The organism is Pseudomonadota bacterium, from assembly GCA_039028935.1.
Classification (GTDB): domain Bacteria; phylum Pseudomonadota; class Gammaproteobacteria; order Steroidobacterales; family SZUA-146; genus SZUA-146.
On the sequence record JBCCHD010000086.1, the window covers coordinates 1 to 2192 of the forward strand.

3 protein-coding genes are annotated in these 2192 nt (G+C 55.7%); 1 reads left to right on the top strand and 2 read right to left on the bottom strand.

Going from position 1 to position 2192, the window contains the following annotated elements; translation table 11 throughout:
• Window positions 1–401: extracellular solute-binding protein (locus AAF465_17470; GenBank protein MEM7084512.1), on the bottom strand; the 401-nt coding region annotated here is incomplete at its 3' end.
• A 471-nt stretch (window positions 402–872) separates the two neighbouring features.
• Here AAF465_17470 and AAF465_17475 point away from each other — a divergent pair.
• A complete protein-coding gene (locus AAF465_17475; protein ID MEM7084513.1) occupies window positions 873–1124 on the top strand; it encodes an RNA-binding protein in 252 nt (83 codons plus the stop codon).
• A gap of 23 nt (window positions 1125–1147) precedes the next feature.
• On the opposite strand, the gene AAF465_17480 is transcribed toward AAF465_17475, so the two are convergent.
• Window positions 1148–2192, bottom strand: a 1045-nt coding sequence (locus AAF465_17480; protein ID MEM7084514.1) for a diguanylate cyclase, incomplete at its 5' end; no start/stop codon positions are given.

Here is a 2192-nt window from a genome sequence, read left to right on the forward strand (position 1 = left end):
TCAGCCAACGCGGCATACGTGCTCAGCGTCTCGGCATCGACACGGTCGGGGTGATACACGATCGTGCGTGCGCGCACGGAAAGCGCATGCCAGAAATGATCGGGATCACGAAGATGCACGGGCACCGCGTCATCTAACGTGTCCGTTTGAATGGGTTGAAGCAAACCCAGCTGCTTGGCAAACCATAAATTGCCCGCGTCGACCGTGAGTAAGATGTCCGCTGGACTGGCGTCACCCTCCGCGCGAAGGCGCTGAATCAACGGACCGTCTTTGTCGGTGATAAATTCGATATCCACACCGCTCGACGCTGTATAGGCGTCAAACAGCGGTTTGATGAGTTGCTCATTGCGAGACGAATACACCACCAGCTTTTCAGGCTCTGCGGGAACCGCTTCGACCATCTCCGTCGTTTGCGACGGATTTTCACTGCAGCCGGTGAGACCAGCGATTAGCGCGACAAAAAGAGAGGCAAAGAGTCTGCGCGCGGCACGGCCGCCCGCCTTTAGAAAAGGATTTATCATGATGACCTTATGTAAACGGTTGAAGTGAATAGAGTTAGACGTTGTTGAGAATAATTCTCAAAAACATTTTGACCTAAATTACCGCGCGTTGCCACCCCCATGCGCCCATGGCGGCTGGTACGCCCGATATCCCGGTCCGCACGCAATCGAATTTAAGCGATTGTAATAGCACAATATTGCCGCCGCGCCGGTTTGCAATTGTATCAGGGGTTCCCCTAAACTTTACCCGCGCGCACGATCATCAAGCATCGCGCCAAGCAGCCGTTCAGCACCGCTATCGGGGGGCAGGGTCTGAACCGCGCCTCAATATTGTCGTACCCCGTTGTCTGGCAACACACAACAGGAAAGACGATGGCATCTATCTATGTCGGCAACCTGCCGTTCACGACCACGCAAGAAGAACTCGAGGCGTTATTCGGCAACGTGGGTCCCGTACAGTCCGTAAAAATCATTACCGATCATGAAACCGGCCGCCCACGTGGATTCGGTTTTGTCGAAATGAACAAAGATGACGCTCGCGCCGCGGTGACGGCCATCAATGGCACCGAGTTAAAAGGCCGTACGCTCCGCGTTAACGAGGCGCACCAACGACCGCCCCATTAGCACAAACGGTGCGAAAAGGGCCGTTAGTCCGGCGCGATACTCACACGATTACGTCCGCCGTCCTTCGCCGCGTACATCGCTTGATCGGCGCGATTGATGGCTTCGCGCACCTGTTTGTCGTAGCCATCCGCTTCCGGTTTGCCCGGCATCGTGGCGTAGGCGCCGATCGACACCGTCACCGTCAACGCCGTCTGTTCGTTGGCGCGAATCGGCGTGGCGCACACCGCATTGCGAATGCGCTCAGCTAACTGCAGCGCGTCTTTGAGCCCCGTTTGGGGCAATACGACCAAAAATTCCTCACCGCCCCAGCGTGCCGCGACATCGCTTAGGCGAATTTCTTTTTGTACGCGTCGCGCCACTTCGCGCAGTACGTTGTCGCCGGTCTCATGGCCATGCTCGTCGTTCACCTGTTTGAAATGATCCAAATCAAACAGCAAAAACGACACGTGCTGCCCATTGCGGGCCGCGAGCGCAAATTCTTCTGGCAGACGTGCATCCACATAGCGACGATTGTGCCAACCGGTCAGCACGTCGGTCAGTCCTGCCCATATCAGGCGGCTGCGGTTGATGTTGTTCTCTAAACAAAACGACGCAATCACGGCCAGGTGAGCCAGAAAGTCCGTCGCGTGATAGCGGGTAAACCGCGGCGCATCGCGACTACCAAAGTTGAGACTGCCCAACGTCTTGCCATGGCGCGAAAGTGGCAACACCGCGACACTTTTGGGTTCAACGCCCATGGTAAACATCGCGCCGTGTCGATCCTCGAGATACGGTCCGAGCAACGGCCCCACGAGTTTTGGATAAATCGGCGATACGGCATCGAGCGCATCGCAAAATATCACCCCTTCGGGTAGCGGTTTAGTTGGGTTGTTAAACAGCAAAAGGTGACGCACTTCATGTTCGGGATCGAGCAACACCAGTGTCACCGTATCGAGGCCATACGAACGGGCTAGTCCGTCGACCAGGTTATCGAACAGGCCAGCAGTAGAGCATCCCCTCCTGCCTCCCACTAGATTCTTTTTTGCAGAACAAAAACTTGGATCCACTACCGGTTTGTTCGGCAAAAAA